General features: G+C 67.6%; 25 protein-coding genes. 12 read left to right on the top strand and 13 right to left on the bottom strand.

From position 1 onward, the window contains the following. The first annotated feature begins 135 nt into the window (after positions 1–135). The 4 genes from AB0E63_RS39615 to tmk all read left to right on the top strand — a co-directional run bounded on the left by AB0E63_RS39615 (position 136) and on the right by tmk (position 3,851). A complete protein-coding gene (locus AB0E63_RS39615; RefSeq protein ID WP_360377935.1) occupies positions 136–1,344 on the top strand; it encodes an MFS transporter in 1,209 nt (402 codons plus the stop codon). Between the two features lie 17 nt (positions 1,345–1,361). After that, a complete protein-coding gene (locus AB0E63_RS39610) occupies positions 1,362–2,384 on the top strand; it encodes a hypothetical protein (protein ID WP_360377932.1) in 1,023 nt (340 codons plus the stop codon). A 257-nt stretch (positions 2,385–2,641) separates the two neighbouring features. Continuing rightward, on the top strand, positions 2,642–3,196 hold the full coding sequence (locus AB0E63_RS39605; RefSeq protein ID WP_360377929.1) for a 3'-5' exonuclease: 555 nt from the start codon (positions 2,642–2,644) through the stop codon (positions 3,194–3,196). Then, complete coding sequence (gene tmk / locus AB0E63_RS39600) at positions 3,171–3,851, top strand: dTMP kinase (RefSeq protein WP_360377927.1); 681 nt, start codon at positions 3,171–3,173, stop codon at positions 3,849–3,851. The genes AB0E63_RS39605 and tmk overlap by 26 nt, the downstream gene beginning before the upstream one ends. 168 nt (positions 3,852–4,019) lie before the next feature. Here the strand turns inward: tmk and AB0E63_RS39595 are convergent, their stop codons facing one another. The 4 genes from AB0E63_RS39595 to AB0E63_RS39580 all read right to left on the bottom strand — a co-directional run bounded on the left by AB0E63_RS39595 (position 4,020) and on the right by AB0E63_RS39580 (position 8,381). Then, positions 4,020–4,847 (bottom strand): carbohydrate ABC transporter permease, encoded by an 828-nt coding sequence (locus tag AB0E63_RS39595; protein WP_360377925.1) that lies wholly within the window; start codon positions 4,845–4,847, stop codon positions 4,020–4,022. Next, positions 4,844–5,785 carry a sugar ABC transporter permease gene (locus AB0E63_RS39590; protein WP_360377923.1) on the bottom strand — a complete coding sequence of 314 codons (942 nt, stop codon included), beginning with the start codon at positions 5,783–5,785 and terminating at the stop codon, positions 4,844–4,846. Before AB0E63_RS39590 ends, AB0E63_RS39595 begins: the two co-directional genes overlap by 4 nt. Before the next feature lie 25 nt (positions 5,786–5,810). Continuing rightward, positions 5,811–7,199, bottom strand: a complete 1,389-nt coding sequence (locus tag AB0E63_RS39585) for an extracellular solute-binding protein (RefSeq protein ID WP_360377921.1) — start codon at positions 7,197–7,199, stop codon at positions 5,811–5,813. Between the two features lie 183 nt (positions 7,200–7,382). Next, the gene (locus AB0E63_RS39580; protein ID WP_360377919.1) at positions 7,383–8,381 is read right to left on the bottom strand and encodes a hypothetical protein; all 999 of its coding nucleotides are present in this window, start codon (positions 8,379–8,381) and stop codon (positions 7,383–7,385) included. Positions 8,382–8,484: 103 nt separating this feature from the next. On the opposite strand from AB0E63_RS39580, the gene AB0E63_RS39575 reads away from it, so the two are divergent. The 3 genes from AB0E63_RS39575 (at position 8,485) to AB0E63_RS39565 (ending at position 12,403) form a co-directional block, all read left to right on the top strand. Further along, the gene (locus tag AB0E63_RS39575; RefSeq protein WP_360377917.1) at positions 8,485–9,081 is read left to right on the top strand and encodes a TetR/AcrR family transcriptional regulator; all 597 of its coding nucleotides are present in this window, start codon (positions 8,485–8,487) and stop codon (positions 9,079–9,081) included. A 74-nt stretch (positions 9,082–9,155) separates the two neighbouring features. Then, the gene (locus tag AB0E63_RS39570; protein WP_360377915.1) at positions 9,156–9,941 is read left to right on the top strand and encodes an ABC transporter ATP-binding protein; all 786 of its coding nucleotides are present in this window, start codon (positions 9,156–9,158) and stop codon (positions 9,939–9,941) included. Next, positions 9,938–12,403, top strand: a complete 2,466-nt coding sequence (locus AB0E63_RS39565; RefSeq protein ID WP_360377912.1) for an FtsX-like permease family protein — start codon at positions 9,938–9,940, stop codon at positions 12,401–12,403. Before AB0E63_RS39570 ends, AB0E63_RS39565 begins: the two co-directional genes overlap by 4 nt. Before the next feature lie 45 nt (positions 12,404–12,448). On the opposite strand, the gene AB0E63_RS39560 is transcribed toward AB0E63_RS39565, so the two are convergent. From AB0E63_RS39560 to AB0E63_RS39550, 3 genes are all read right to left on the bottom strand, one after another. Further along, positions 12,449–13,063, bottom strand: coding sequence for an NAD(P)H-dependent oxidoreductase (locus tag AB0E63_RS39560; protein ID WP_360377909.1), 615 nt, complete (start codon positions 13,061–13,063; stop codon positions 12,449–12,451). A gap of 58 nt (positions 13,064–13,121) precedes the next feature. Continuing rightward, entirely contained in the window at positions 13,122–13,799 is a 678-nt protein-coding gene (locus tag AB0E63_RS39555) for a DedA family protein (protein WP_360377905.1), read from the bottom strand. Positions 13,800–13,901: 102 nt separating this feature from the next. Further along, positions 13,902–14,651 (bottom strand): SDR family oxidoreductase, encoded by a 750-nt coding sequence (locus AB0E63_RS39550; RefSeq protein ID WP_360377902.1) that lies wholly within the window; start codon positions 14,649–14,651, stop codon positions 13,902–13,904. Positions 14,652–14,684: 33 nt separating this feature from the next. Between AB0E63_RS39550 and AB0E63_RS39545 the strand changes: the two genes are divergently transcribed. After that, the gene (locus AB0E63_RS39545; RefSeq protein ID WP_360377900.1) at positions 14,685–15,266 is read left to right on the top strand and encodes a helix-turn-helix domain-containing protein; all 582 of its coding nucleotides are present in this window, start codon (positions 14,685–14,687) and stop codon (positions 15,264–15,266) included. Between the two features lie 18 nt (positions 15,267–15,284). Then, positions 15,285–15,590: a metalloregulator ArsR/SmtB family transcription factor gene (locus AB0E63_RS39540; RefSeq protein ID WP_360377898.1), complete on the top strand. Its 306-nt coding sequence runs from the start codon at positions 15,285–15,287 to the stop codon at positions 15,588–15,590. Between the two features lie 55 nt (positions 15,591–15,645). Here the strand turns inward: AB0E63_RS39540 and AB0E63_RS39535 are convergent, their stop codons facing one another. The 5 genes from AB0E63_RS39535 to AB0E63_RS39515 form a co-directional block, all read right to left on the bottom strand. Further along, entirely contained in the window at positions 15,646–16,266 is a 621-nt protein-coding gene (locus AB0E63_RS39535; RefSeq protein ID WP_360377896.1) for an antibiotic biosynthesis monooxygenase, read from the bottom strand. Positions 16,267–16,374: 108 nt separating this feature from the next. Next, entirely contained in the window at positions 16,375–16,725 is a 351-nt protein-coding gene (locus AB0E63_RS39530) for a VOC family protein (protein ID WP_360377894.1), read from the bottom strand. Positions 16,726–16,730: 5 nt separating this feature from the next. Next, entirely contained in the window at positions 16,731–17,546 is an 816-nt protein-coding gene (locus tag AB0E63_RS39525; protein ID WP_360377892.1) for a MerR family transcriptional regulator, read from the bottom strand. A gap of 88 nt (positions 17,547–17,634) precedes the next feature. Further along, positions 17,635–19,005, bottom strand: coding sequence for a ricin-type beta-trefoil lectin domain protein (locus tag AB0E63_RS39520; RefSeq protein ID WP_360377890.1), 1,371 nt, complete (start codon positions 19,003–19,005; stop codon positions 17,635–17,637). After that, positions 19,005–20,867: a lectin gene (locus AB0E63_RS39515; protein WP_360377888.1), complete on the bottom strand. Its 1,863-nt coding sequence runs from the start codon at positions 20,865–20,867 to the stop codon at positions 19,005–19,007. Before AB0E63_RS39515 ends, AB0E63_RS39520 begins: the two co-directional genes overlap by 1 nt. Positions 20,868–21,102: 235 nt before the next feature. Here AB0E63_RS39515 and AB0E63_RS39510 point away from each other — a divergent pair, with 235 nt between their 5' ends. After that, entirely contained in the window at positions 21,103–22,326 is a 1,224-nt protein-coding gene (locus tag AB0E63_RS39510) for a family 16 glycosylhydrolase (protein ID WP_360377886.1), read from the top strand. Here the strand turns inward: AB0E63_RS39510 and AB0E63_RS39505 are convergent. Next, a complete protein-coding gene (locus tag AB0E63_RS39505; RefSeq protein ID WP_360377883.1) occupies positions 22,323–23,516 on the bottom strand; it encodes an ROK family transcriptional regulator in 1,194 nt (397 codons plus the stop codon). The two genes, AB0E63_RS39510 and AB0E63_RS39505, sit on opposite strands and share 4 nt — an antisense overlap. A 230-nt stretch (positions 23,517–23,746) precedes the next feature. On the opposite strand from AB0E63_RS39505, the gene AB0E63_RS39500 reads away from it, so the two are divergent. Together AB0E63_RS39500 and AB0E63_RS39495 are read left to right on the top strand one after the other, a co-directional pair. Then, a complete protein-coding gene (locus AB0E63_RS39500; RefSeq protein ID WP_360377881.1) occupies positions 23,747–24,790 on the top strand; it encodes a LacI family DNA-binding transcriptional regulator in 1,044 nt (347 codons plus the stop codon). A gap of 167 nt (positions 24,791–24,957) precedes the next feature. Continuing rightward, positions 24,958–26,640, top strand: a complete 1,683-nt coding sequence (locus AB0E63_RS39495) for an ABC transporter substrate-binding protein (RefSeq protein WP_360377878.1) — start codon at positions 24,958–24,960, stop codon at positions 26,638–26,640. Positions 26,641–26,749: the final 109 nt, after the last annotated feature.

Genomic DNA, 26,749 nt, shown 5'->3' with positions numbered 1-26,749 from the left:
CGCCCGGCCGCCCGCCGGAGCTCCGGGGCCGCAGGTCGGGCGCAGCGGGGCTCTGCCGTGCGGAAAACAGCAGGCCCGGTCGGCCTGGTAGCTCGTAGGATCGGCGGGTTCGGGTGGTGATCGAGGGGGATGCGGGTGAGTTGGCGGCAGGATCTTGCGGTGCTGCGGCATCGGGATGTGCGGATCTTCATCTCGGCCAGGTTCGTGTCGCTGCTCGGCTCGGCGATCGCTCCGATCGCCCTGGTGTTCGCCGTACTCGACATATCCGACAAGGCCGGCGCAGTCGGCATCGTGCTCGCCGCACGCAGCATCCCGAACATCGTCTTCCTGCTCATCGGCGGCGTGATCTCCGACCGGCTACCCCGGAATCTGGTGCTCGTCGTCGCCAACACCGTCAGCGGCCTCACCCAGGGCCTCGCCGCCGTTCTGGTCCTGTCCGGCCACGCGACGATCTGGCAACTGGCCGCGATCGAAGCCTTGAACGGCACCGCGGCCGCGTTCGTGATGCCCGCGCTCGCCGGCATCCTGCCGTCGGTCGTCGATCGTTCCGAACTTCCCCAGGCGAACGCCGTCTCCGGCTTCGCCCGCTCGGTCGCACTGATCGGCGGCGGCGCGGTCGCCGGCGTGGTCGTCGGCTTCACCAGCCCGGGCATCGGGCTCGCGGTCGACGCGGTCACCTTCCTGCTCGGCGCGTACCTGCTCGCCCGGTTGTCGATCCCGAGGATCGAACGTGCCGCGAGCTCGGTGCTGACCGATCTGCGCGTCGGCTGGTCCGAGTTCGTCTCCCGCCAGTGGGTCTGGGTGGTCGTGCTCGGCTTCTGCATCCTGAACGTGATCTTCGTGGCCTGCTACCGCACGCTCGGCCCGGTGATCGCCGACGACACCTTCGGCCGGACCGGCTGGGGCATCGCGAGCGCCTGCTTCGGCGTCGGCCTCATCGTCGGCGGCGTGCTGATGATCCGGGTCAAGCCCCGCTACCCATTGCGGATCGGCATGTTCGGCATCCTGCTCGGCGCACCGATCATGGTCGTACTCGCGCTGGCGCCGAACACGCTCATGGTCGCGGCGATGTCGTTCCTGGTCGGCATCAGCTACGAGATCTTCGGCATCGGCTGGGAGACCGCCCTCGGCCAGCACATCCCGATCGACAAGCTTTCCCGCGTCTCGTCGTACGACATGCTCGGCTCGATCATCGCCGTACCCATCGGCCAGCTATCGGTCGGCGCCGTGGCTGCCGCCGCCGGCATCACCGCGGTCGAGCTGTACGGCGCCGCCCTGTACGTCGCCATCACCCTGGCAACCCTCGTCGTCCCGTCCGTCTGGCACCTGAGGCGAACCGAATAGACACGTAAGGTTGTGGTGTGAGCTTCATCGTGCCGGGGCAGGGGAAGAAGAACGAAGAGGTCATCGGCACGCGTGCCGGTGCCAAGCCGTTGGCTCCCGAGGCCGCCGCGCCGGTACCGGTCGAGGAGCCGCCGGAGGTGGCGATCGCCGGCTGGCCGCCGGCGTTGCAGAAGGTGGTGGAGGACGACTTCCGCCGTACGAACGCTCTGGCCACCTACCGCTGGAAGACCGCCGACGCCGCGCTGGTCGACGTCGTCCGTGGCCTGGACGACCTCCTCGACCTGGCCGCCGACAGCATCCGCAACGACGAGCCACGACGCTCCCGCCGTCAGCCCCGCAAGGCCGCCGCGGCCGACGCCGCCGCCAAGCTGCTGACCGAACTCCCCTTCGCCCAGGTAGCGGACCTCCTCGGCATCCCCGCCGACGAGATCGACCAGGCGATCGACAGCTTCGGCCATCCGCTCCGCCGCTCCCGGGCCGACCGCCGGACGGCGCTGCGAGCGATCAAACAACTCCGCATCCAACTCCAACAGGTCGAGATCACCCGGGACCACACCCGCCTCAACCGCCTGCTCAGCTTCATCGTCAGACTCATCCTGGTCCTCGCCACCGCCGTCGGCTCCCAATCAGCCGCCGCCCTGGTAGCAGGCGACGAACACCTGGACGCCGTCATCCAAACAGCCGTCGGCGCACTGGCCGCATTCGCCCTGGAACGCACCACCGGAGCCCTCCGCGACGCCTGGCACGAACACAAACCCGCCACCATCGCAGCCCAATCCCACAAAGACCTCCTCGAGTCCTTGGCCGACACCGACGCCCTCGTTGACCCGACCGACGACGACCACCACACGACCCTGGTCTTCCGAGTTCTCGTCCGCTCAGCCCGAGCCTGGGTAGCCTGCTTCCAACTCGACTGCACCTTCGCCCAAAAACTCGAGTACTGGCAGGTACTAGACGAACTCCCCGAAGCCCTCCGCACCCCCTCCCCCGAAGACCTCCAATCCCTGCACAACCGCCTCCAAGCCTTAGCCCCAAGCTGAGTTTCCCCGCGGCGCTATGTTCGCTCCTACGTCCCTAACTCGCCGCCGCACCCACCCGCCCAGCAGCGCGGGCTCCTCCCGTCGCCAGCTTGCTACAGACCCACCCCCCAGAGATCACCCTTGCCCCGGGCAACGGTCGGTAAGACGACCCGTGATTGCTCAAGTCTGGCTACACCTCGACGGCACCAAGTAGCCGGGCCCGGTGACGCCACGCGAGGCTCAGACACGCCGCGCTCGTCTGTCCGAGCGGTTCCCGGGTGATCAGCAACGGTCAGCAGCCCCCTGATCTGGTGGAGATCTCGGTCGTTCCCATCGGGCGCGGACTGATCGGCGAAGCAGACACCTGGCTTGTCCGGCCTCCTCGTCCGGTCACGTCGATGGCTCGGCGGTTCCATGGGATCTCCGACGACCAACTGGCCACCGCGCCGACGGCCGGCGAGATCGCGGACGAGTTACGCGGCGCCCTCGACGGGCGAGTGTTCGTCGCCCACAACGCAGGGGTCGATCTCGGAGTCGTGACTCGGTCTCTGCCCGGCTATCAGCCCGGAGGAACCCTCGACACTCTGAAGCTGGCTCGACGCTTGCTGCCAGGTCAGGCGTCGTACAGGCTCGGAGCCTTGGTCGAGACGCTCGATCTGGCGGAAGGGCTGCCACCTGATCTCGTCCCTCATCGGGCAATGTACGACGCGATTGTGTGCGCTCGGCTACTGACGCGGCTGGCGTCGTCCGGCGGTCAGCCGCGGACACTTGACGAACTCCTCGACGCGAAACCGGAGAGACGATCTGATGGATCGGCCGCGACCCTCTTCTGAAGGGGTCTTCAACACGGTCGACGGTCCATCCGGCGCCGGTAAGTCGACGGCAGTCGCGAACGTGATGCGCTTGCTGATCGAGGACGGCGTGGATGTGCACACCACCAGCGAGCCGTCAGCTGGTCCAATCGGCCGGCTGGCACGCGCCCTCACCGATACTGTCACCGGCCCCGCGCTCGCGTGCTTGTACGCAGCCGATCGCTATCTCCACCTGCAGACCGAGATTCGCCCGCACCTAGCCACTGGTGAGCTCGTGCTCTGCGATCGGTACGTGCCGTCGGGCCTGGTGATGCAGCGCCTCGACAGCGTTGACCTCGAGTTCCTGTGGCAGCTGAATGCCCGGGCCGACCGTCCGGACCTCACCATCATCCTCACAGCTGATCCTGCGACCATAGCGACCAGGTTGACGACCCGAGGTCCGCACAACCGCTTCCAGCGTTCGGCCGACAGCAGCAGAGCCGAGGTCGACTTCTACGAAGACGCACGGACGCTCCTTGACCGCGCCGGCTACAACGTCAAAGTTCTCGATACAACCACTCTGCAGCTCGTCGAAGTTGCCGTCTCGATCCATCAAGCGATCAAGTCCCTCCTGTGCCCGACGAGGGTCAGCCGCCGATCGCGGATTGGCGGCGAACCTGCCGCCGAATCGGCCTGACTCACGGACACATCACGTCGAAGGCCCAGCTCGGGCCATGCCCGGCCGGCCATACCGCATCCACAGCAGCCGGGTTCTCGCGCGGGCGGCAGCCCGCACAACCAAGGGCGGGTGGGGCGGCCTGCGTAGCACGCGACAATAGGAGCGCGCGTAGCAGGCCGCGTGGGCCTATCCCTTGATAGCACCGCCCAAGGCGAAGGCGCCGCCGAGCTTCTTGCTGAGCAACAGGTACAGCAGGAGGACGGGCATCGTGTAGATGAGGGAGTATGCCGCCAACTGGCCGTAGTTCGGTTCGCCGTATTGGCCGAAGAAGGTGAAGATGCTGACCGAGGCCGGCAGCCGCTCGGGGGACAGCAGCAGCATGAACGGGACGAAGAAGTTGCCCCACATGCCGATGAAGGTGAAGATCGCGACCACCGCGATCCCCGGCCACATCAGCGGCAGGACGATGCGGCGCAGCGCCTGCATGTTGCTCGCGCCGTCGACCCAGGCGGCCTCCTCGAGGGACAGCGGTACGCCGTCCATGAACGTCTTCGTCAGCCAGATCGCGAACGGCAGCGACGAGGTCGCCATGAACATGATCGTGCCGCCGAGGGTGTCGACCAGGTTCAGCTGCACGAACAGGCCGTACACCGGCACCATGACCGCGGTGATCGGCAACCCGGTGCAGAAGAGCACGGTCAGCAGGAACGGCCGGTTGAACTTCGACTTGAAGCGGGACAGCGGGTACGCCGCCAGCACCGCACAGACCATGGTGAGCAAGGCGGAGCCGCCGCACAGCACGATCCCGTTGAACACCGGCCGGTACGTCGTGTCGGTGTTCAGCACCGCCTTGAAGTTCCCCAGGGTCGGATGCGTCGGGAACTCGACCCGCAACCCTGCGGTCCTGTTGATCGACGCGAACAACACCCACAGCAACGGGAGCACGAACAGCACGCCGATCGCCAGCAGAACGAGGTTGGCGGACAACTTGCTGATCCGGTCGCGGGCTATCACGCTGCCTCCGAGTTCAATCCACGCAGGTAGATCAGCGAGAAGACCGCGCCGATCGCCAGCATCACCAGGGCGATCGCCGTGCCGTAGCCGATCTGGGAGAAGCTGAACGCCTGCTCGTACATGTACAGCGGCAGCGTCTGGCTCTTGGTGCCGGGGCCGCCGCGAGTCATCGCGAAGATCAGGCCGAACACGCTCAGCGTCTGCAGCGTGATCAGCATCAGGTTGGTCATGATCGCCCGGCTGATCATCGGCAGCGTGACGAACCACAGCCGCCGCAGGCCCGCCGCACCGTCCATCTCGGCCGACTCCTCGATCTCCTTGGGTACCTCGCTGAGTGCGGCGGAGTACACCAGCATCGAGAACGCCGTACCGCGCCAGATGTTGGCCAGCGACACCGCGATGATCGGTGCCGCGTACAACCAGTCCTGACCGGGCAGGCCGACGGCGTGCAGCATCACGTTCAGCGTGCCCTCGTCGTTGAAGAACGCGCTGAGCAGGTACGCCGCCACCACTTCGGGCAGCACCCACGCACCGATGACCGCCGTACCGACGAAGTTGCGGACCACCTTGGTGGACCGGCGCATCAGCAGCGACAGGCCGAGGCCGAGGGTGTTCTGGCCGATGATCGCGGAGATCAGCGTGAAGACCAGGGTCAGCCAGATCGCGTTGGTGAACGCACCGCTGCCGAACGCCTTGCGGAAGTTGTCCAGCCCGACGAACTTCACGTTCGCCGCGCCGGTGCCGGTGAGCGCCATGTTCGTGAACGCGGCGTACACGCAGTAGATGATCGGGCCGGCCAGGAAGACCAGCATCAGGCCGATCGCCGGACCCAGCGGCAGCATCTTGAACAGCTTCGCGGCCCGCGGCTTCCCGCCCCCTCCGGAAGACTTACCGGAGGGAGCGGTGCCGGCCGCTGTGGGGGCGACTGTCGTCGTCACAGGGGAACTTCCTCGCCGGGCCGGGTTACTGGCCCTGGGTCGTCTTGTCCTTGCCGACGATGCCTTCGACCGCTTCGTCGTAGTTCTTCGCCGCCTTGTCGACCGACGACTGTCCGGTCATCACCGCCTCCATCGAGGTGATGATCTCGTTGGAGACCTTCGGGTACTCGGCGTACGCCGGCCGGTACACGGTGACCGAGACCAGGTCGGTGAAGAACTGCGTGCTCTGCGAGGAGCTCTTGTAGCCGGCGTCGGAGGCGACGTCCTTGCGGACCGCGATCTGAGCGCCGTCGGTCGCATACTTGGCCGCGTTCTTCTGGGTCTGCAGGGTCTTGATCAGGTTCCAGGCCGCGTCCGGGTTCTTCGACTTGGCCGGGATCGCCCAGGTCCAGCCGCCGGACAGGCTGACCTTCCCCTTGCCGCCGCCGTCCTGCGTCGGCATCGCGGTCTGGCCCATCACCGTGGTCCACTGCGGCCACGGCTTCGCACCGGTCTTCTGCCAGTTGCCGTAGATCCAGGAGCCGTCGAGCGCGATCCCCAGCTTGCCGCCCGGCAGCAGCTCGGTCCCGACCTTGCTGCCCATGTTCGGGTCCAGCGCCTGCTTCGGCGACGGGCCGAGGCCCTCGGTGTAGACGGTCTTGATGAAGTTCAGCGAGTCCTTGTAGCCCTGGCTGCCGACGACCCACTTCTGCTGGTCGTTGTTGTACAGCGTGTCCTTCGTGCCGTACAGCAGCATCTCGAAGCCCTGCATGGCCGAGGCTTCACCCATCGGCTTGCCCGAGTACACGTTCATCGGGATGACGCCGGGGACCTTCTGCTTGATGGTGCGAGCAGCCGACAGTACGTCGTCCCAGTTCTTCGGCTGCCAGTCGGCGGGCAGCCCCGCCTTGGCGAAGATCTGCTTGTTGTACCAGAGCGCCCGGGTGTCGGTGCCGTCCGGGACGCCGTACGTCTTGCCGTCCAGCGCCTTGGCCGCACCCTTGGCGGTGTCCTCGAACTGGCTCCACTGGTCCCAGTTCTTGATGTAGTCGTCGAGCGGCCGCAGGTAGCCCGCGGTGATGTCGGAGTTGATCAGGAAGGTGTCCTCGTAGACCACGTCCGGCGCGGTGTTGGGCGACCGCATCATCAGCTGGAGCTTGGTGTAGTAGTCGTTCTCGCTGGCCACGATGGGCAGGATCTCGACCGTCGACCCGGGGTTGGCCGACTCGTACTCGGCCTTGACGCCGGTGAGGAAGTTCTTCATCACCACGCCCGGGCCCCACTGCTGGTACGCGATCTTGATGTGCGCCGGTCCCGAGCTCTGCGAGCCGCCCGCCTCCGGCTGTTTGGTCGTCGAACCCTGGCTGCAGGCCGAGACCGCCAGCAGCAGCGCACTCACCACAGCAGCCGCTTTGAAACGTTTCCTTGTCACCATCAGGTCCACCTTCGGGCAATCGTTGTCATCCCGGTACCACAGCCCGAACCGAGCGGGCTTTCCCGCGACCGTAGGAGTCCTGGGCCGCCGAAGTCAATGCTTGACAGACAACGTTGTCCGCGCAGGTGCGCAGTAACGCGGTGACCGGTACGTAACAATCTGGTCACCGCGTTGTCATGACATTCAGGCAGTAACTGGTTTCGCCTCGTGGCGGGCCTGTACGGCGTGCTGCGACTTCATCGCTCCGAGTGCACAGAGCGCGAATCCGGCGATCAACCAGCAGCTGAGTACGACGAGCGGCCGAGCGGCCCCCGCACCGTCGAAGAAGCTGACCGAGCGCAGCGCCGTACCTGCGGCTCCGGGCGGCAGCAACTGCCCCAGCGTGCCCCAGCCGCTGGGCAGCATCTCGGGTGCACTCGTCATCCCGGACAACGGGTTGCCGAGCAGCATCATCACCGCGCCACCGAGCGCGAGACCCGCCGTCCCGAGCAGCCACTCCAGCCCGAGCAGTGTCAGGCTGATCGCGGAGATCGACATCGCGATCACACCCGCGGTGCCGAGGTAGCTGCCCTCCAACGAACCGAGCCAGTACTGCAGTACGGCGGCCAGCGCGAGCCCACCCGTGATCGCGAACGCGACCGCACCGATCATCCGCCTCGAACCGGACCGCACCAGTTGCGTCAGTGCGCCGGCGGCGATGATCCCACCGAGCACGAGCGGCAGCGCACCCGCGGCGAGACCGGCACCGCGCGGGTCGTCCTGCGGCAGCGGTACGACGTCCGTCACCTTCGGCGGGTTCTCCGGGGAGAGCCGGGCCGACATCTGCGTCAGCAGCTGCGCGACCACGGGACCGCCCGCGGAGGCGGTCAGCACCTCGGGCTGCGCCGCGTCGAGCACGATCGCGCCGTACACATCACGATCCTGGATCTTCTGCACAGCGGCGGCCCGATCCGGTACGGCGGTGATCTCGAAGCCACCGGGCATCGCCTGGTCGAGACCGGTCGTGACCTGCTGGACGGCCGGGGCGGGACCGGCCACGGCGAGCGGCAGGTCGCGCGGTTCGGACCGCGCGGCCGGCCAGGCGAAGGCGATCAGCAGGACGGTGAGCAGGGCGGTCAGCAGCGTGATGACTGCAACCAGCGGCGGCCGGCGACGTTCGGCCGCGTGCACCTCAGCGGACATGGCGGGGACTCCTAACAAAACCGAATGACCGTTCTTTATTGTTTCGAGCCTGGAACATCCACGCCGACTTGTCAAGAACGGACATTCGTTTTATGTTCCGGACATGCCCAAGGTCACTGAGGAGCACCGTCTGGCCCGCCGACAGCAGATCGTCGACGCCGCCCGGCTCTGCGTGATCGAGCAGGGCTTCCACAAGACGACGATGGCCGACGTGATCCGCGCGTCGGGCCTGTCCGCCGGCGCGGTATACGGCTACTTCAAGAGCAAGGAAGACATCGTCGCGGCGATCGCCGAGGACGCGCTGAGCACGATCGACGAGCTCTTCGAGAAGATCCTCGCCACCGACGAGCCGCTGTCACCGCTGGCCGCGCTGGAGGCGACGCTCAACCACGTGGTCACCGTCGCCGAGGCACCCGGCGGCGATGTCACCCGGGTCGCGGTCCAGGCCTGGGCGGAAGCCTTGCGCAACGAGTCGATCCACCGGACCGCCCGCGGCAAGTACTGCCAGCTGCGTGACCACTTCCTCGAGATCGCCCGCCGGGCCCAGGCCGACGGCACTGTTCCCGCCGACGCCGACCCAGCCGACATCGCGCAGGTCATGTTCGGCATGGTGCCCGGTTTCGTCCTCCAGCGCCTGCTGATCGGCGACGTCACGCCCGCCTCCTACACGGCCGGATTGCGCGCACTACTCCGTTCCTAGGTGGACTTTCACCTACCCCGCGCGGCGGTCCAGCACCATGGGGAGGCACGCCCGCGCTCCGTAGCGTCATCGGCATGAAGAAACGGACGCGGGAAACAGTCGTCGGCACCGAGTACTCAGTCGTCCTCAACGACGTACGGCGGGTCTACGGCCGGGGCACCAACACCGTCACCGCCCTCAACGGCATCAGCATCAACTTCACGCCCGGCACCTTCACCGCCGTGATGGGCCCGTCCGGGTCGGGCAAGAGCACCTTCCTGCACTGTGCCGCCGGGCTCGACCGGCCCACCTCCGGCAGCGTCTACATCGACGGCCGGCCACTGGCCGGTCTGAGCGAGCGCAGGCTCACCGAGCTCCGCCGCGAGCGGATCGGGTTCGTGTTCCAATCCTTCAACCTGCTGCCCGCGCTGACCGTCTGGCAGAACGTCACCCTGCCGCAGGAGCTCGATGGCCGCCGCGTGAACCGCGCCGCGGTCCGCGAGGTCCTCGACCGGGTCGGCCTCGGCGACCGGCGCAAGCACCGTCCCGGTGAACTGTCCGGTGGCCAGCAGCAGCGCGTCGCCATCGCTCGCGCCCTGGTCGCCCGGCCGGCCGTGATCTTCGCCGACGAGCCCACCGGCGCTCTCGACACCCAGACCGCGGCCGACGTACTCGAGCTGCTCCGCGAGCCCGTCCGTACGCAGGGCCAGACGGTCGTGATGGTCACCCACGACCCGGTCGCCGCGTCGTACGCCGATCAGGTCGTCTTCCTGGCCGACGGCGTCCTGGCCGGCAGCCTCACCGCGCCGACGGCCGAAGAGGTCGCCGACCGGATGACCCACCTCGGCGCGCGGTCCAAGCTGAAGGCGGTAGCGGGATGATGCGCCTGGCAGTCCGCACCTTGCAGCACCGCAAGAGCGGCTTCATCGCCACCTTCGTCGCGGTCGTCTTCGGCACCGCGATCGTGATGGCCTGCGGCGGCCTGATGGAGACGGGGATCCGTTCCAACGTCGAGCCCACCCGGCTCGCCGCCGCCTCACTCGTCGTCACTGGCAACCAATCTCATCTGCGCCCGGGAGCTGAGGACGCGACCCCGCTGCCCGAGCGGGTCGGCGTACCGGTCGACCTCGTCGCCAAGATCCGTTCTGTGCAAGGCGTTTCGGCCGCGATCGGCGACCTCACGTTCCCAGCGATCGGTGGTTCGGTTGCTGAAGGCCACAACTGGTCTTCGGCCGCGCTTGCGCCGTACAAGCTGACGTCCGGTCACGCGCCGCGCGCCGGCCAGGTAGTCATGCCGGGCGCCAAGGTCGGCAGCCGGGTCACCTTCCTGATCGACGGCGAGCCGTCGACCTTCACGGTGAGCGGGTCGGCTACCGGACCGACGGGTCATGCATTCTTCTCCGACCGCGAGGCGGCCGAGCTGGCCGGCAACCCCGCCCGCTTCGCCGATGTCGGCGTACTGGTTGCCCCTGGCACCAACGTCGACGACCTGAAGGACCGGATCAAGGCTCTCGATGGCGAGATCACCGTCCGCGCCGGGATCGACCGCGGTCTGGCCGAGCACCCGGACGCCGAGTCGCACCGGACCGCGCTGATCTCGATCGCCGGCTCGTTCGGCGGGATCGCGACGATGACCATGATGTTCGTGGTCGCGTCCACGCTCGCGTTGTCCGCCCAGCACCGCGAGCGCGAGTTCGCGCTGCTCCGCGGCATCGGTACGACGCCTGGTCAGGTCCGGCGGATGATCCTCGGCGAAGCGATGCTCGTGTCGCTCCCGGCGGTCGCGCTGGGCGCCGTACCCGGGATCTTCCTCGGCCGGTTCCTGTTCGACCAACTCGGCTCGCACGGCGTCGCATCGCCGGTCGTCGAGTTCTCCCAGGGCCTGATCCCGTTCGCCGCCGGCGCGGGTGCGGCCGTCCTCGCGGCCATCGGTGCCGCCCTGATGGCGGCTCGCAAGTCGGCAAAGATCCGGCCGGTCGAGGCGTTGATGGAGGCTTCACTGCAGCGGAAGTGGTTCAGCTGGGTACGCCTGCTGTTCGGTCTGGCGTTCCTCGGTGGCGGCCTCGCACTGCTGATCGTCACCGCGACCGTGATGACCGGTCCGCTCGCGGGTGCAACCGCAGGCCCATCGATCCTGTGCTGGGCCATCGGTGTCGCACTGCTCGGCCCGTTCTGGACCAAGGCAGTCCTTGCGGTATGGCGCTGGCCGGTGCAGGCACTGACCCGGGTCAACGGTCGCCTCGCGATCCGCAACGTCACTGCCCGCTCGGTGGCGATGTCGGCCGCGGTGATGCCGGTGATGCTTGCCGTCGGCATCTCGACCGCCAACCTCTATATGCAGACCACGCAGGTCCACGCGTCGTCCGAGGCGTTCACGCGAGACCTGCGGGCGGACGCCGTACTGGTCTCGGACGCAGGCCTGTCCCCCACGGTGCTGAGCCAGGTCCGTGCGGTGCCGGGTGTCACGAGTGCGTCGGCGTTCGTCACCAGCCTGGGAACGATCGACGAGCCCCGCAACGCTCCGTTCGACGAGGACGGCGCTCCGCTGATCGGCGTGGACGCCCAGGGCGCGGACGGTACGGCGCCGGTACGGCTGACGCATGGATCACTCATCGGCTTGACCGAGTCGACCGTCGCGCTGCCGGACTATGTGGCCGGCAAGATCGACCGCCCGGTGGGCTCGACGATCAGCATGACGTTGGGCGACGGCACCGCGGTGACACTGCGGGTGGTCGGGACCTTCGCGGCCGAGCGTGGCTACGAGAGCATCATCCTGCCCGCTTCGCTCGTCGCCGCCCACACCACGGACGGACTGACCAAGCAGATCCTGGTTCGCACCGCACCGGGGGCCGACGTACGACCGGCCCTGACCAAGCTCGCCGCCGCGCATCCCGGCGTACAGGTCGCCGACCGGGACAGCCTGGTTGCCGCCAACGCGGAAGACCTGCAGACACAGGCCTGGGTCAACTACATGCTCGTCGGGATGCTGATCGCCTACACCGCGGTCTCGGTCGTCAACACTCTCGTCTCGACCACGTTGCGCCGGCGCCGCGAGTTCGCCCTCCAACGCCTCACCGGATCCACCCGCGGCCAGGTCCTCCGCATGCTGTGGACGGAAAGCACCTTGGTCACCCTGGCCGGCATCACTCTCGGCACGCTGGTTGCCCTGGCCTGCCTCCTCCCCTACTCAGCCAAGGTCTCCACCAGCGCCATCCCCACCGGCCCGTTGTGGATCTACGGCGTGATCGTCGGAGCCGCCGCCCTCCTCACCTTCGCCTCAACCCTGCTGCCCGCCACCACAACCCTGCGTCACTCCCCCACCCAGCCAACCCACGCGGACTGACCTGTGCGGCTTCCGGAAGCAACCTTCCGGAAGCCGCGCTCGGGCCTACTGCGCAGGGGTTGGTTCAGCGATCGGTTGCAGGGCGATGGTGGTGGCCTGGACGATGCCGGCGTTGGTGCGGAGCCAGCCGGAGAGGACCACCTGGAGGTCCTCGAGGTCGCGCTCCTCGAGGATGACGCCGGGGACCGGAACGCTCGCACCGAGCTCGGCCAGAACGGGACGCAGATGCTGGTCAGCGAGCAGCTTGTGGCTCGGCGCCGCGGAAACCGTCACCGGCACCACGACCGCACCGGCCAGAGCCTGCGGTCGCAGAACGTCCAGGAAGCTCTTCAGCAGACCGGTGTAACTGCCCTTGTACACCGGCGTCGCGACCACGATCACCGAGGCCGACGACACCAGATCGACCGCGCTCTCCAGCGCCGCACGCTCCTCGTCCGCGGCCCGCTCTCCCTGGAAGATCGCCGGTGCGAACGTCACCAGGTCGACCAGTTCGTCGATCCGGTACGGCGTACCGAGCTCGGAGGCGAGCAACTCCGCCACGGACGCCGCCGCGGCCGCGGTCCTGGACCCGGGCCGGGGGTTGCCGACCACGGTGACAACAGACTGCGGCCAGACCGGCGGATCCGGTACGACCTGCGGTTCGAACGCGACTGAGGGCATCTGACCCAACTCCTGAACTCGGCAAGTGATGGATCGAGCGTAGTTAAAGTCGAGCTTGCTACTTGACTTTCTCAGCATCCGAACGCCGGGCCCGGATCTTGACCACCACGAACCACACCACCGCCGCCGCCGCACCGGCGATCACGAGCTTCTGGAAGATGCCCACCGAGGACTCGACCACATGCCAGCGCTCACCGAGCTGATAGCCGGCAACGATCAGCAACGAGTTCCACACCAGGCTGCCGACCGCGGTCAGCGCCAGGAATATCGCCACCGACATCCGCTCCACCCCGGCCGGAACCGAGATCAGGCTGCGCACGACCGGAACCAGCCGGCCGATCAGCACTGCCTTTGGCCCGTGCCGGGTGAACCACTCCTCGGCCTTGTCGACGTCCTGCACCTTCACCAACGGCAGCTTGCCGGCGATCGCCCTCGTCCGATCCCGGCCGAGCCCGGCGCCCACGCCGTACAGCGCGAGCGCGCCGACGATCGAGCCGAGCGTGGTGAAGAGGATCGCACTGACCAGCCCGAGATCACCGCGGCTGGCCGCGAACCCGGCCAGCGGCAGGATCACCTCACTGGGCAGCGGCGGGAACAGATTCTCCAGCGCGACCGCGAGCCCCGCACCTGGCGCTCCGAGTCGCTCCATCAGGTCGATGGCCCAGCCGGCCACTCCTCCGGTCGGTTCCTGTGTCGCCTGCAGCGCGGCCATCATCACCTGATTCGTCGTGTGCATGCCGACGACGCTAGGCCCGCGCGTACCACTCACACACTGGGGCCAACCGCCGTCTCGGGGTCGGGCCTTCCACCGTACCGACCGGGGGAAAACCCAACCCCGTCAGGCGAAACGAGGTCCGAGGAACAACCCTCCGGTGGCGTCCACGGTCTGGCCGGTGACCCAGCGAGCCGCGTCGGAGGCGAGGAACGCGACCACCTCGGCGACATCCTCGCCGCGACCGAGCCGTTCGAGAGCGGTCTGCCGCGTGACGAAGTCGACCAGTCCCGGGGTCTCGAAGAACGCGCCGTTCGCCTCGGTCCGGGTCGCGCCGGGCGACACCGCGTTGACGGTGATGCCACGACGGCCCAGCTCTTGGGCGAGTGTGAGAGTCATCGTCTCGACCGCACCCTTGGTCATCGCGAACGACGTCTGGACGGGGTTCGCCATCCGGGTCGCGGCGGACGAGATCGAGACGATCCGACCGTCGTCGGCCAGGACCGGAAGCAGCCGCTGGATCAGGAAGTACGGCGCGCGCACGTTGACCGCGAACAGCCGGTCGAACGCGTCCACGGTGTCTGTCTCGAGCGGACCTGCCGGCGGCGCGGCGGCGTTGTTGACCAGGATGCCCAAGGACCGCCCCGACAGACCTTCCGAGAGCTGCCCGAACACCTCGTCGACATCGTCTGGGACGCCGAGCTCGGCGCCGACCAGGAATCCACGACCGCCGATGCGCTCGAGGGTCTCCTCGGCTCCGGCCTTGTCGCTGTTGTAGTGCACCGCGATCTCGACCCCGTCCGCGGCCAACCGTTCCGCGATCGCGCGGCCGATCCCCCGCGACGCTCCGGTCACCAACGCCACACTGCCGTTCATGTTAGAAACTATCATGTTGTTAGTATCTACCACATGAACCTGAAGGACCGCCAGCGTGCCGAGACCCGGCAGCGGATCCAGCGGCACGCGATCCGGTTGTTCGAGGAACGCGCGTACGACGCGACGACGGTGAACGACGTCGCGGTCGCCGCCGGCGTCTCCGCGATGACCGTCTACCGGCACTTCCCCACCAAGGAAGACCTCGTCCTGTACGACGACCTCGACCAGCTGGCCGCGGCGACGATCAGCGAACTTCCCACCACCGGATCGTTGGCAGACCGGATCGGTCGGACGATGCTCGCGACGTTCGACCTGACCACCGGACCGGATCGAGAGCTCCTGCTCGCCCGGCTGCGACTGATGATCTCGACACCGGCCCTCCAAGCCCGCCACCTCGACAGCCAGAACCGACTGCACGAAGCGTTCGTCACCGCGCTCCGCGCCGACTCGTCCGACCCGGCCTTCGAGTTCCAGGCCCGCGCGGCCGCCAGCGCCTGTCTGGGAGTCGCCCACGTCGCCCTACTTCGCTGGGCCTCCGAAGACGGTAAGACCAGCCTGCCCGACCTCTTCCGCGACGCCTTCAAGGCGACCTTCGACCACGAACTCAGCCGGTAGGCGACGTATATTCCTCATATGGCAAGTACGTTCGAGGTGCTGGCGGAGCCCCGGCGCCGGGAGATCCTGGATCTGCTGCGGACCGGCGAACGGCCGGTCGGCGAGCTCGTCGACGAACTGTCGCTCAGCCAGCCCGCGGTCTCGAAGCATCTGAAGGTGCTCCGCGACGCCGGTCTGGTCGAGGTCCGCCGGGAGGCCCAACGCCGCTGGTACCGCCTCAGCCCGGGCCCGCTCGCCGAGATCGACACCTGGCTCGAGCCTTACCGCGACCTCTGGCGCACCCGCCTGGACGCCCTCGAAGCCCATCTCGACACGATGGACTGAGCGACGGCCCGGAGTTGGGTCCGGGCCGCGCTGGTCGGATGGGCCGACGGTTGCTTCAGGTGAGCTCGGGGACGTGAAGATGGGCGAGGACGAGCTCGAACTCGCCGACGTCGACCACCTCGGCGCCGGCGTCCTTCGCGGTCGCCGACCGCATCGACGCGGCGGCCTCCCGGTTCGCGTCCATGGTCTCCTGGCTGTCGTACGTGACCGACGAGACCGCCCGGCCGGACGCGCGGTCGACCAGCAGGCTCGCGCTGCAGAAGCCGGCCAGGTCCTCGAGCCGCGGCAACGACGCCAGCCGGTAGACGTCGATCGCCCCGTCCAGCCTCGCGGGGTCGACCTTCACCCAGGTGGCCCGGATGCAGGCGCCGGCGACCGACCGGTGATCGCGGTGCAGTACGGCGATCTCCCACTCCTGCACCATCGGAGTCCCACCGAGCGTCCGCCCGAGCCGGTCCCGGACCGACCAGAGCTCCTGATCGGTGGCTCGCATCGCCTCCTGCGACCGCCAGGCACTCGTGGCGATGCACCGGCCGGACTCGCGATCCGTCATCATCGACAGACCGACACAGCCGGGCATCTCCAGGAGCGCGGGCATGACCTCGTCCCGCACCTGCGCGATGCCGGCGTCGATCGATCCCGACAGGGCGTTGATCGTGGTGGAGCGTGCGTACACGACCCACCCCCTCACCTCAGGGCAGCACCCCGCCGGCGCCGCCGGTCACTCCCCACCCTCCTCTCACCCCAGCCCCCGCGCAAGGGACGTGGCAAGCGGATCTCGGTGCTAGCGGATCTCTGCCAGGTCGAAGACGTTGCCTTCGGGGTCAGCGAGGGTGATCCAGTGAGTGCCGTACTCGTCGTGCTCGTCGAGGCGCTTGGCACCGAGGCCGACCAGGCGGTCGAGCTCGGCAGACCAGTCCGCGGTGGCGAGGTCGACGTGCAGGCGGTTCTTGCCGTTGCGGGGCTCGGGCACCTGGACGAACATCAGCGTCGGCCCGTCCGCGGACCGGTTCACGGTGGCGAAGAACTCATTGCTGTCAGCATCGACCTTCGAGGACAGCACGTCGGCCCAGAAGGTGGCGAGGGCGCCGGCGTCGGTGCAGTCGAAGACGACGTTCTCGAGCGTGATGGACATGGATTTCAGCCTCTCAGTGCAGGGATTCGCTGGATCGGCCAGCAGATCTCGGTTCGGTAGGTGGTGGGATCGGGGTCGTCCCCCGGCCCGACGACATACAGCTCGCGGATCGGGCCCGGCGCGACCTCGCAGTGCTCGGCGACGTGCGTACCGAGTGCGCCGTAGCTCCGGTCGAAGTCGGTCAGCGGCCCGCTGTGGACGGCGATCGCGAAGAACCCGCTGGGCAGGTCGACGAGCTCGACCCCGTCGACCGGCGCCTGGTCCGGCGCGACCGGCAGGAACGCGACGACCTCGCCCGCGTCCTCGGCGAAGAAGTCGTCGCTGTACGTCGCTCCCGCGGTGGCCGTGATGTCACCGGCGACCGCGTTGAGCCGGCCGAACGCGTACTCGCACCACGGCCCGATCCCCTCCCGCTCGACCCGATCGCGCACGCCGTACGCACGAAACGCGGGGATGAACCGGTATTCGACATCGAGCGCTGGCCGGCCGGGGGTGAGCAGTTCGCGCAACGAGACGACGACCTCACGGGTGTGCGCGAGCTCCTGCTCCATCCGCTCCAGGTGCGCCCGCAGCGTTTCCTCGCGCTTGGTGCCGTCGGTGGTCTCGACCAACTCGCGGACTTCCGGCAACGGCATCCGGAGCTCGCGGAGCCGGCGGATCAGCAACGCCGTCTCCACCTGAGCCGTGGCGTAGCGCCGGTAGCCGGACGAAGGATCGACCGTCGCGGGCGCCAGCAGGCCGATCTCGTGGTAGTGATGCAGCGTTTTCACGCTCAGATGGGTGAGGCGGGAGAACTCGCCGACTGTCACCGTTGCCGTCATGCGCCTACTCTCCACCCTCCGGTAACCGGAGGGTCAACACAACAACTGCCCGCCTCAAAGATCAGGCGGGCAGTTGTTGGTGGAGGAGTCAGCCGCCGTAGCGGCCTATGACCTTGGTGTAGTCCCAGGGCTGCTGGGGCACGCCGCCACAGGAGTCGGCCGGGCCACCGGTGCACGGGCGGTCACGGTTGACCGACCAAAACGTGAAGCGCGCCAGGTGGTGCTCCGAGGCGTACGACAGCATCGACTCGAAGTCGGACAGGTTGACCCGCTCCCCGGCGACATCGGTGATCCCGTTCATCGACGAGATCCCGATCTTGCGGTACGCCGCGTCGTCGCTCAGCCCGTACGCCGACTTGACCTGGTTCTTCAGGCCATCGGCCGCCTGCCGGGTCAGCGTGCCCATGTTGTTCGACCCACCGCCGAAGTCGAACGGCATGATCACCCAGCCGTCCAGGTTCAGCCCGGAGGCCGCGCCCCGCCGGATCAGGTCCTGACCGTTCCCGTCCGGACCGGAGGTCGTCGTACCGAAGGTCAGGTACGTCGCGATGCCCGGGTTGTTCTGCTCGACGATCTTCAGCGCGTCGATCACCTTCTGCCGGACGGCGGCGTTGGCGAACTCCTGGTCCTCGATGTCGACGTCGATCGCCTTCAGCGACAGCGCGTTGATCACCTTCTGGTACGCGCCGGCCAGCTCGCTCGCACTGTTGCAGCTCTGCCCGAGCTTGTTGCCCGACCAGCCTCCGACCGACACCACGGCGTCACCGCCGTTGGCGCGGATCGTGTTGAGCGCCTGCTGATCCACACCACCTGTCAGCGGCCGGTTCCCGTCCCACTGCGGGTTGCAGTACCCGTTGGACAGGATGAACGCCATCGTGAACCACTTGACCCCGGTCGCGTTCATCACGGTCGCCGGGTTGGGCGGGCTGCCCCAGCCCTGGTACAGGTACGGCGCTGCCGCCATCGGCGCACCACCGGCCGGCGGCGGTCCGTCGTCGGCCGCCGGGACGTTCCACTTCTGGTTGGCCGCACCGGTGCAGGTCCACAGCTGCAAGGGCGTACCGTTGGCGGAATTGTTGCCGGTGACATCGAGGCATTTGTTCGCCTGCGGGTTCACCAGATCGCGGCCGGACGTGTAGGTCCATTGTTGCGCGGCACTTCCGTTGCAGGTCCACAGCTGGATCCGGGCACCGTTCGCGACCGAGCCGGCGCTGACGTCGAGACACTTGCCGAGCGCGGTCAACGTGCCATTGGAGTTGCGGCTCCAGTTCTGCGCGCCGGTCCCGTTGCAGTCATAGAGCTGTACGGCGGTCCCGTCGGCAGTGTTGGCCGCAGCGATGTCGGCACACTTGCCGGCCAGCCCGGTGATCGTCCCGGTCGCCGCCTGCGCGGGTGCCGCCGTCATCAGCAGTCCGGCTCCGAGTACGAGAGCCGCGGCCACCGCCGCTACCCGGCGCATCAGACGGTCCACTTCTGGTTCGCCGCGCCCGTGCAGGTCCAGAGCTGCAACGGGGTCGCGTTCGCGGAATTGTTGCCGGTGACATCAAGACACTTGTTCGCCTGCGGATTCACCAGGTCTCTCCCACTCGTATAGGTCCACTGCTGGGCGGCACTTCCGTTGCACGAATACAGCTGCACGCGAGCACCATCGGCGACCGATCCGGCGTTCACGTCGAGACATTTGCCGAGGGCACGGATCGTCCCGTCACCCGGGCGCTCCCACTGCTGAGCCGCCGTACCGTTGCAGTCGTAAAGCTGTACGGCGGTACCGTCGGCGCTGTTGGCTCCGGCGACGTCGATGCACTTGCCGGCCAGCCCGGTGATCGCCGAACCGCCGCCGCCACCGCCCTGCGTGCCGGACCAGGTGAAGGTCGCGGACGTCTTGGTGGGCAGCGTGTAGACGAAGGACTGCGAGCCCCAGTTCACCCGCACCGACTGCGAACTGCCGGTGGTGTTGAACGCGATCAGCGCCTTCGAGCCGTCCGGGTTCTTCCAAGCCACGTTCTTCACCGAGTTGTTCGCGCTCGAGTCGATCCGCAGCGCACCCGGCTTCACGAACTTGGTCAGGTGGCCCATCGTGTAGTACTCGACCGTCTTGGTGACCTGACCGCGCTGGCTGTCGTTGCGGTGCACGGTGACGAGCCCGGTACAGACGTTGCAGCCGGCTCCGACGAACGGCAGGTGGTTCTCGTCGAGAGCGATGCCCCACTTCACCCATGACTTGTCCCAGTTGCGGGTGTAGTCGATCAGGTTGTTCATGTCCTCGACCTGCTGGTTCGGGATCCAGGTCCCGCCCGAGTGCTCGGTCATGTACGCGTTCACGTTCGGGTACTGGTTGTGGATCTGGGTCTGCAGGTTCACGTCGCCGCCGTACCCGTGCCAGGCGATGCCGCCGAAGTTCGGGTCGTTGCGCAGTCCCGCGTCCGCGATCGGGACCGAACCGAGGTCGTTGTAGTTGCCCCAGTTGTAGTCGAGGATCAGCACCTTGGTGGAGAGCCCGGCGGCGTGCAGCGCCGGGGACAGGTGGTTCTTGGTGAAGTTGAGCAGACCGGCGCCGTTCCAGTTCATCGACGCGTAGCCGGTGTTGTCGTTGCCGCAGCACGTCGGCTCGTTCTGCACCGAGATGTAGTCGATGTGGTTGCCCTGGGCCTCGTTCTGCTGGAGGTACTTGACGAAGTACTGCGCGTACAGCGGGTAGTACTCGGCCTTCAGCCAGCCGCGGTGGACGAAGTCGTTGTTGTCCTTCATCCAGGCCGGCGCGCTCCACGGCGAGCCCATCACCTTGACCGCCGGGTTGAGCTGCTTGGCCTGCTTGGTCAGCGGGACCACGTCCGCCAGGTCGTGGTTGATGCTGAAGTCGTTCAGGTCGCAGCAGGTGTCGTCGTAGGAGTAGTTGAAGCGGGCCAGGTCCGAGGCACCCATCGGGTTGCGGATGAAGGCCAGGCCGATGCCGTTGACCGGGTCGAACAGGTCCTTCATGACCTGGTTGCGGGTCGCGGCCGAGATCGTGTTGCTGCTGTTCAGCAACCAGGCGGAGCTGTCGGCGAACGACGCGCCACCGCCCTCGAAGGACTGGTACGTCGTGTTCTCGTTGACCGTGATCGTCTGGTTGGCCGAGCCGCCGGCCGGGCCGAAGCTGATCGGGGTCTGCTGCTGCAGGCCACGGGTGACGTTCTGTCCGGCCGAGTCGTTCGTGGTGGTGAGCCAGATGTTGACCTGCTCACCGGCGGCCTGGGCCGGTGGGGCGGTGCCGAAACCGAGTCCGGCGGCGGCCGCGCACAAGGCGGCGACCGCGACGGGCAGGAGGCGTTTCGCGGGCATGGGGCGGTTCTCCCTTGTTCTAAAGGGCTTTGAGGACAACAGGGAGTTGCCGGCGTCTGCCCGCGCCGCAACTGGTGGTCACCACGAGGTAACCATCGGTGAATCGTCGTGTCAACGCCGAACCGAGACTTTTTTCAGGTCTTTTATTTAGTCCCGGGCTTGACGTGAAAGCGTTCTCACAGCAAGCTGCGGCCGAGCCTGACTCCCGACGCCCCCCGTGAGAAATGAGGCATCCATGAAGCGTTCCCGCATCGCGGCGCTCGTCGCGATCGGTGCCGCACTGGTCGGCACCACCCTCTTGCAAGCCCCCGCCCAGGCCCGTCAGCAGGCGCCCGCCGCGGCGACGGCGACGATCTGGGAGGACAACTTCGACGGCCCGTCCGGCCAGGCCCCCGACCCCGGCAAGTGGCGCTACGACATCGGCGGCTCCGGCTGGGGCAACGACGAGCGGCAGTACTACACCAACAGCACCCGCAACTCCGCCCTCGACGGCCAGGGCAACCTGGTGATCACCGCCCGCCAGGAGAACGGCGGCTTCCAGTGTCACTACGGCCCGTGCCAGTACACCTCGGCCCGGCTGCTCACCGCGCAGACGTTCACCCAGACCTACGGCCGGTTCGAGGCCCGGATCAAGATCCCCCGGTCACAAGGGATCTGGCCGGCGTTCTGGATGCTCGGCGGCGGTAACTGGCCGACCGACGGCGAGATCGACATCATGGAGAACATCGGCCGCGAGCCCGCGACCGTGCACGGCACGATCCACGGACCGGGCTACTCCGGTGCCGACGGCATCGGTGCCGCGTACAACCATCCGAACGGGTGGTCGTTCGCCGACGACTTCCACACCTTCCGGGTCGACTGGGAGCCGAACGCGATCACCTGGTTCGTCGACGGAGTCCAGTACCAGCGCCGGACACCGGCCGATCTGAACGGCAAGACCTGGGTCTACAACCACCCGTTCTTCATGATCATGAACGTCGCAGTCGGCGGCTACTGGCCGGGCTACCCGGACGGCTCTACGGTGATGCCGCAGACGATGACCGTCGACTACGTCCGTGTCTCCACCCTCGGCGCCGGCTCCGGCGGATCCCAGATCACCGGACTGGCCAACAAGTGCGCCGATGTGGCGGCTGCGGGAACGGCGGACGGTACGCCGGTCCAGCTCTACGACTGCAACGGTACGAACGCCCAGCAGTGGACCCGGCCCGGTGACGGCACGATCCGGGCCCTGGGCAAGTGCCTCGACGTCAACGCCGGATCCCTTGCCGACGGGGCGAAAGTCCAGCTCTGGACCTGCAACGGATCCGGCGCCCAGCAATGGAACTACACCGCGGCCCGCGATCTGGTGAATCCACAGGCGAACAAGTGCCTCGATGTCACCGGCAACAACTCCGCCAACGCGACCCCGCTGCAAACCTGGACCTGCGGCGGCGGTGCGAACCAGAAGTGGAACGTCTAACGCGCCGGAGGTAGCGCGCCTCCCTCGCGAAGCAACCGGAACACCGGAAGGGTCGCGGCGCCGAGAGCAACGGCGTCGCGGCCCAGCGCACACAGGACGATCGAGACCTGCTGGTACGGCTGTCGCAGCGCGTGCTTGCCGACCTCTTCACGTAACTGGGGCAGGTACCGCTCACCGAGCAGCAGGCCGGCCCAGCCACCGAGGACAATGCGTTCGGGGTTGACCAGGTTGACCAGGTTCGCGAAGCCGGCGGCGAGATACCCGATCGTGTCGGTGACGACCGTTGCCGCTACCTCCGACGTACTCGCGGCCTCCAGCAACTCGACGAACGCCGTCTCCTCGTCGGCGGACAACCCGGATCCGCCCGCTTGGCGATAGCGATCCAGGACACCCTCGGCACCGACGTACGCCTCCAGGCACCCGATCGCGCCGCATCGGCACTGGCGACCGCCGTACGCGATCGTCATGTGGCCCCATTCGCCCGCACTGCTGCGGGTTCCGCGGTAGCTCGAGCCGTCGGTGACCAGGGCCGCACCGACGCCGGAGCCGACCAGCGCGACCACCGCGTCGGTGGCTCCGCGGCCGGCGCCGTACCACATCTCGGCCTGGCCGAGCGTGTTCGCGCCGTTGTCCACCTGGATCGGGATATCGGTGCCCTCAGCAAGCATCTGCCCGATCGGTACGGCGTCCCAGCCGAGCGTCTGCGCATGCACGACGGCATCACCCTCGACGATGCCGGCCACCGCGACGCCGAGCCCGAGGACCAGCTCCGGGCGCACGCCGGCGGACGCGATCACGGTCGCAAGGCCTTCCAGCACGTGCTTCACGACGACCGACGGCTGCGGCTCCTCGATCGGGTGGTCGACAGTGGCCAGCACGTTCATGGCCAGGTCGAACAACTCGACCCGGACCCGGGTCTCGCCGACCTCTGCGCCGACGACGTACCGGAACGTCGGTGACACCCGCAGCAGGACGCGCGGCCGGCCGCCTTCGGACTCGACCGATCCGGCCTCCTCGACCACACCTTCGGCGATCAGCTCGCCGACCAGGTTGCTGACGCTCGCGGCGCTCAGCGAGGTCCGGACACTCAGTTCCTGGCGGCTCAGGGGACCGTCGCGATAGATGCTGGACAGGATGACCGACCGGTTGGACCGGCGCATGTCGCGCACAGTGGTCCGCCGAACATCCATGCCCTCTGCCCCTACCCGGTCCGGCCCCAGGCAGGCCGCTCGCCCAGAGTTCATCACGTCACTCCGGCGACCGGAAGAGGACCCTTCCTCCAAGTTGTGAACTAAGCAGCGATTCGTTACCGGCCCGTGATTGACGACTCCTTGTCCGCTCGGCTTCACTCTACGGAACCGCTTCCGAAACCGGTTCCGGCGATCAGCTGGAGCCTCACCCGCCCGAGGGGAGCAGTGCAGTGTCGATCACCATCGCCGATGTGGCCGCGCGTGCCGGCGTCAGCAAGACGACGGTCTCCCGCGTGCTCAACGGCAAGGGCGAGCTCGACCTGCGCACCGCCGAGCGGGTCCGCCAGGTGATCGCCGAGCTCGGCTACGTGCCGAGCGCCCGCGCGGTCGGTCTGGCCCGCGGCCGGACCCGGATCGTCGGCATGCTGGTCCCGTCGCTCACCTGGCCCTGGATGGGCGAGGTGCTGCAGGGCGCCGTCGACGTGGTCGAGAGCGAGGGCTACGGACTGCTGCTGTTCACCTTCAACCGGGGTGAGGAGTCGATGCACCAGTTCGCCTCGCAGGTCTCGGCCCAGTCGTTCGACGGCCTGCTGGTGATCGAGCCGGAAGGCACCCTCACCTACATCGAGCAACTCCACGCGCGCGGCCTGCCGGTCGTCCTGATCGACGACCGGGCCAAGCGCCCGCAGTTCCCGTCCGTCGCCACCACCAACTACGCCGGCGGCGAGTCCGCCGCCCGGCACCTGCTGGAACTCGGCCGTCGCCGGCCACTGGTGATCACCGGCGTCGAACGGTTCGGCTGCACCCACGAACGCCTGGACGGCTTCCGCGACATCTACGCCGAGGCCGGTATCGAGCTCGACCAGAGGCTCGTGTTCGAAGGCGATTTCACCCACGAGAGCGGGCGCCGCGGCGTCCAGCACGCCCTCGACCAGCGACTCGACTTCGACGCGATCTTCGCCCACAACGACCTCTCCGCCGGCGGCGCCATCCAGGCCGTCCGGGAGACCGGGCGCAACGTGCCGAACGACGTGTCGGTGGTCGGGTTCGACGACATCCCGTACGCCGAACACACCGAGCCGCCCCTGACCACGGTGCATCAGCCGATGCGCCTGATGGGCCAGGCGGCGGCCCGGATGCTGATGGGCTACTTCGGCGGCACCCCGCTGCCGGACGAGCCCCAAGTGCTGCCGACGACGCTGATCGTCCGCAGCTCAACCGCCCCGACCGTCACCACGAGGACCAGGCCCGCCCCGAGAACCCGGTCCCACTGAAGACTCCGGTGGCGGGACAGCTGCCCCTGTCCCGCCGCCGGCAGTAACCCCCCGATATCGATCCGTTAAGGCGTCCGCTCTTCCCATGAGAGCGTTCTCACGCCACGATGCACCTGCTCACGCGGCTCAGGCGTGAGCATCCGCCAACAGATACACAGGAGGAACCGATGCGAGCACGACGCACTGTCGCGCTGGCCCTGACGGGCCTGCTCGCGGCAGCCACCCTGGCTGCCTGTAGTAGCGGGGACGGGAACAACACCGGCAGCACGTCCGGCACCGCGGCCACCGTTCTGAACGTTGGCATGCCCAACGGCCCACAGACCGAGAACCACAACCCGTTCCTCGGCTCCTCCTCGGGCGCCTCACTGGGCTACCGCTGGATGATCTTCGAGCCGCTGGTGATGATCAACGGCATCAAGCCGACCGAGCCCGGCAAGCCGTGGCTGGCGACCGAGTGGAAGTGGGACGCGAACTTCACCAAGCTGTCGTTCACGATCCGCGACGGGGTGAAGTGGTCCGACGGCCAGCCGATGACGGCCGACGACGTCGCCTACTCGTTCCAGCTGCGCAAGGACAACGAGGGCCTGAACCAGGACGCGATCCCGTACGGCACCATCACCGCGTCCGGCAACAAGGTCGACCTGACCTTCACCCGGTCCCAGTTCACCAACCAGAACAAGATCCTGACCGTGTTCGTGGTTCCGAAGCACCAGTGGTCGACGCTGAAGGACCCGACCCAGGACACGCTGAAGAGCCCGATCGGCACCGGTCCGTACACGGTGAAGTCGTTCACCCCGCAGACGACCACGCTGACGCTGCGGGACTCGTACTGGCAGGACCTGCCGAAGGTCAAGGAGCTGCGGTACACGTCGTACAACGACAACAACGCGCAGACCACCGCGCTGGCCAACGGCGCGTCGGAATGGAGCTTCGTCTTCGTCCCGAACGTGAAGGCCGTCTACCAGGACAAGGACCCGGCGAACCACAAGCTCTGGTTCCCGGCGAACCTCGGCATCCACGGCCTGTGGATCAACACCACCCGCAAGCCCTTCGACAACCCGGCGCTGCGGCGGGCGATGGACAAGGTGATCAACCGCGACGACATCTTCCAGCAGGGTGAGGCCGGCTACTTCTACCCGAAGGTCGAGTCCGTCACGGGCATCCCGACGCCGGCCGGTGAGTCGTTCATCGCGCCGGAGTTCAAGGACAAGAAGCACTCGGTCGACGTCGACGCTGCGAAGAAGGAACTGACCGACGCCGGCTTCAAGTTCGAGGGCGACGCATTGAAGGACCCGACCGGCAAGCCGGTGACGATCACGCTGACCGACCCGGCCGGCTGGTCCGACTACATCACCGACCTGGAGATCATCAAGGACAACCTGTCCACGATCGGCATCAAGGCGACCGTCGACAAGGCCAACCAGGACGCGTGGTTCAAGAACATCGACGAGGGCAACTTCGACGCCGCGATGCACTGGACCAACGGTGGTGCGACGCCGTTCGACATCTACCAGAACATCATGGACGGCAAGATCCTGAAGCCGGTCGGCAAGGGCGGCGTGAGCGGCAACTACGGCCGGTTCAACAGCCCGGAGGCTACCAAGGCGCTGGATCAGTACGCCAACGCCACCGACGACGCCGCCCGGACCACGGCACTGAACACGCTGCAGAAGATCATGGTCGAGCAGATGCCGGTGATCCCCACCTCGGCGTCGAACGTCGGCGGTCTCTACAGCACCAAGAACTGGGTCGGCTGGCCGGACGAGCAGAACCAGTACGGGCCGGCTCAGCCGACCCAGCAGAACGCGCTGCAGATCGTCCTGAACCTGAAGCCCGCCGGCAGCCAGTGAGGCCGGACCGCGGGCGCCGGATCCGAGACGTGGTCAATGATCAGGTGCGCGCCGAACCACACGCAGACCCGGTGTAGCGGCTGCTCGGTGACCGGCGCGCTCACAGGAC

This window comes from Kribbella sp. NPDC026596 (assembly GCF_040638415.1).
Classification (GTDB): domain Bacteria; phylum Actinomycetota; class Actinomycetes; order Propionibacteriales; family Kribbellaceae; genus Kribbella.
This window is presented reverse-complemented; position numbering and strand designations above follow the sequence as displayed.

Coding starts and splice junctions, on each gene's coding strand:
- tmk (WP_360377927.1), top strand. CDS start 3,171: ATGGATCGGCCGCGACCCTCTTCTGAAGGGGTCTTCAACACGGTCGAC.
- AB0E63_RS39585 (WP_360377921.1), bottom strand. CDS start 7,199: ATGGTGACAAGGAAACGTTTCAAAGCGGCTGCTGTGGTGAGTGCGCTG.
- AB0E63_RS39580 (WP_360377919.1), bottom strand. CDS start 8,381: ATGTCCGCTGAGGTGCACGCGGCCGAACGTCGCCGGCCGCCGCTGGTT.
- AB0E63_RS39575 (WP_360377917.1), top strand. CDS start 8,485: ATGCCCAAGGTCACTGAGGAGCACCGTCTGGCCCGCCGACAGCAGATC.
- AB0E63_RS39570 (WP_360377915.1), top strand. CDS start 9,156: ATGAAGAAACGGACGCGGGAAACAGTCGTCGGCACCGAGTACTCAGTC.
- AB0E63_RS39565 (WP_360377912.1), top strand. CDS start 9,938: ATGATGCGCCTGGCAGTCCGCACCTTGCAGCACCGCAAGAGCGGCTTC.
- AB0E63_RS39560 (WP_360377909.1), bottom strand. CDS start 13,063: ATGCCCTCAGTCGCGTTCGAACCGCAGGTCGTACCGGATCCGCCGGTC.
- AB0E63_RS39555 (WP_360377905.1), bottom strand. CDS start 13,799: ATGCACACGACGAATCAGGTGATGATGGCCGCGCTGCAGGCGACACAG.
- AB0E63_RS39550 (WP_360377902.1), bottom strand. CDS start 14,651: ATGAACGGCAGTGTGGCGTTGGTGACCGGAGCGTCGCGGGGGATCGGC.
- AB0E63_RS39545 (WP_360377900.1), top strand. CDS start 14,685: ATGAACCTGAAGGACCGCCAGCGTGCCGAGACCCGGCAGCGGATCCAG.
- AB0E63_RS39540 (WP_360377898.1), top strand. CDS start 15,285: ATGGCAAGTACGTTCGAGGTGCTGGCGGAGCCCCGGCGCCGGGAGATC.
- AB0E63_RS39530 (WP_360377894.1), bottom strand. CDS start 16,725: ATGTCCATCACGCTCGAGAACGTCGTCTTCGACTGCACCGACGCCGGC.
- AB0E63_RS39525 (WP_360377892.1), bottom strand. CDS start 17,546: ATGACGGCAACGGTGACAGTCGGCGAGTTCTCCCGCCTCACCCATCTG.
- AB0E63_RS39520 (WP_360377890.1), bottom strand. CDS start 19,005: ATGCGCCGGGTAGCGGCGGTGGCCGCGGCTCTCGTACTCGGAGCCGGA.
- AB0E63_RS39515 (WP_360377888.1), bottom strand. CDS start 20,867: ATGCCCGCGAAACGCCTCCTGCCCGTCGCGGTCGCCGCCTTGTGCGCG.
- AB0E63_RS39510 (WP_360377886.1), top strand. CDS start 21,103: ATGAAGCGTTCCCGCATCGCGGCGCTCGTCGCGATCGGTGCCGCACTG.
- AB0E63_RS39505 (WP_360377883.1), bottom strand. CDS start 23,516: ATGGATGTTCGGCGGACCACTGTGCGCGACATGCGCCGGTCCAACCGG.
- AB0E63_RS39495 (WP_360377878.1), top strand. CDS start 24,958: ATGCGAGCACGACGCACTGTCGCGCTGGCCCTGACGGGCCTGCTCGCG.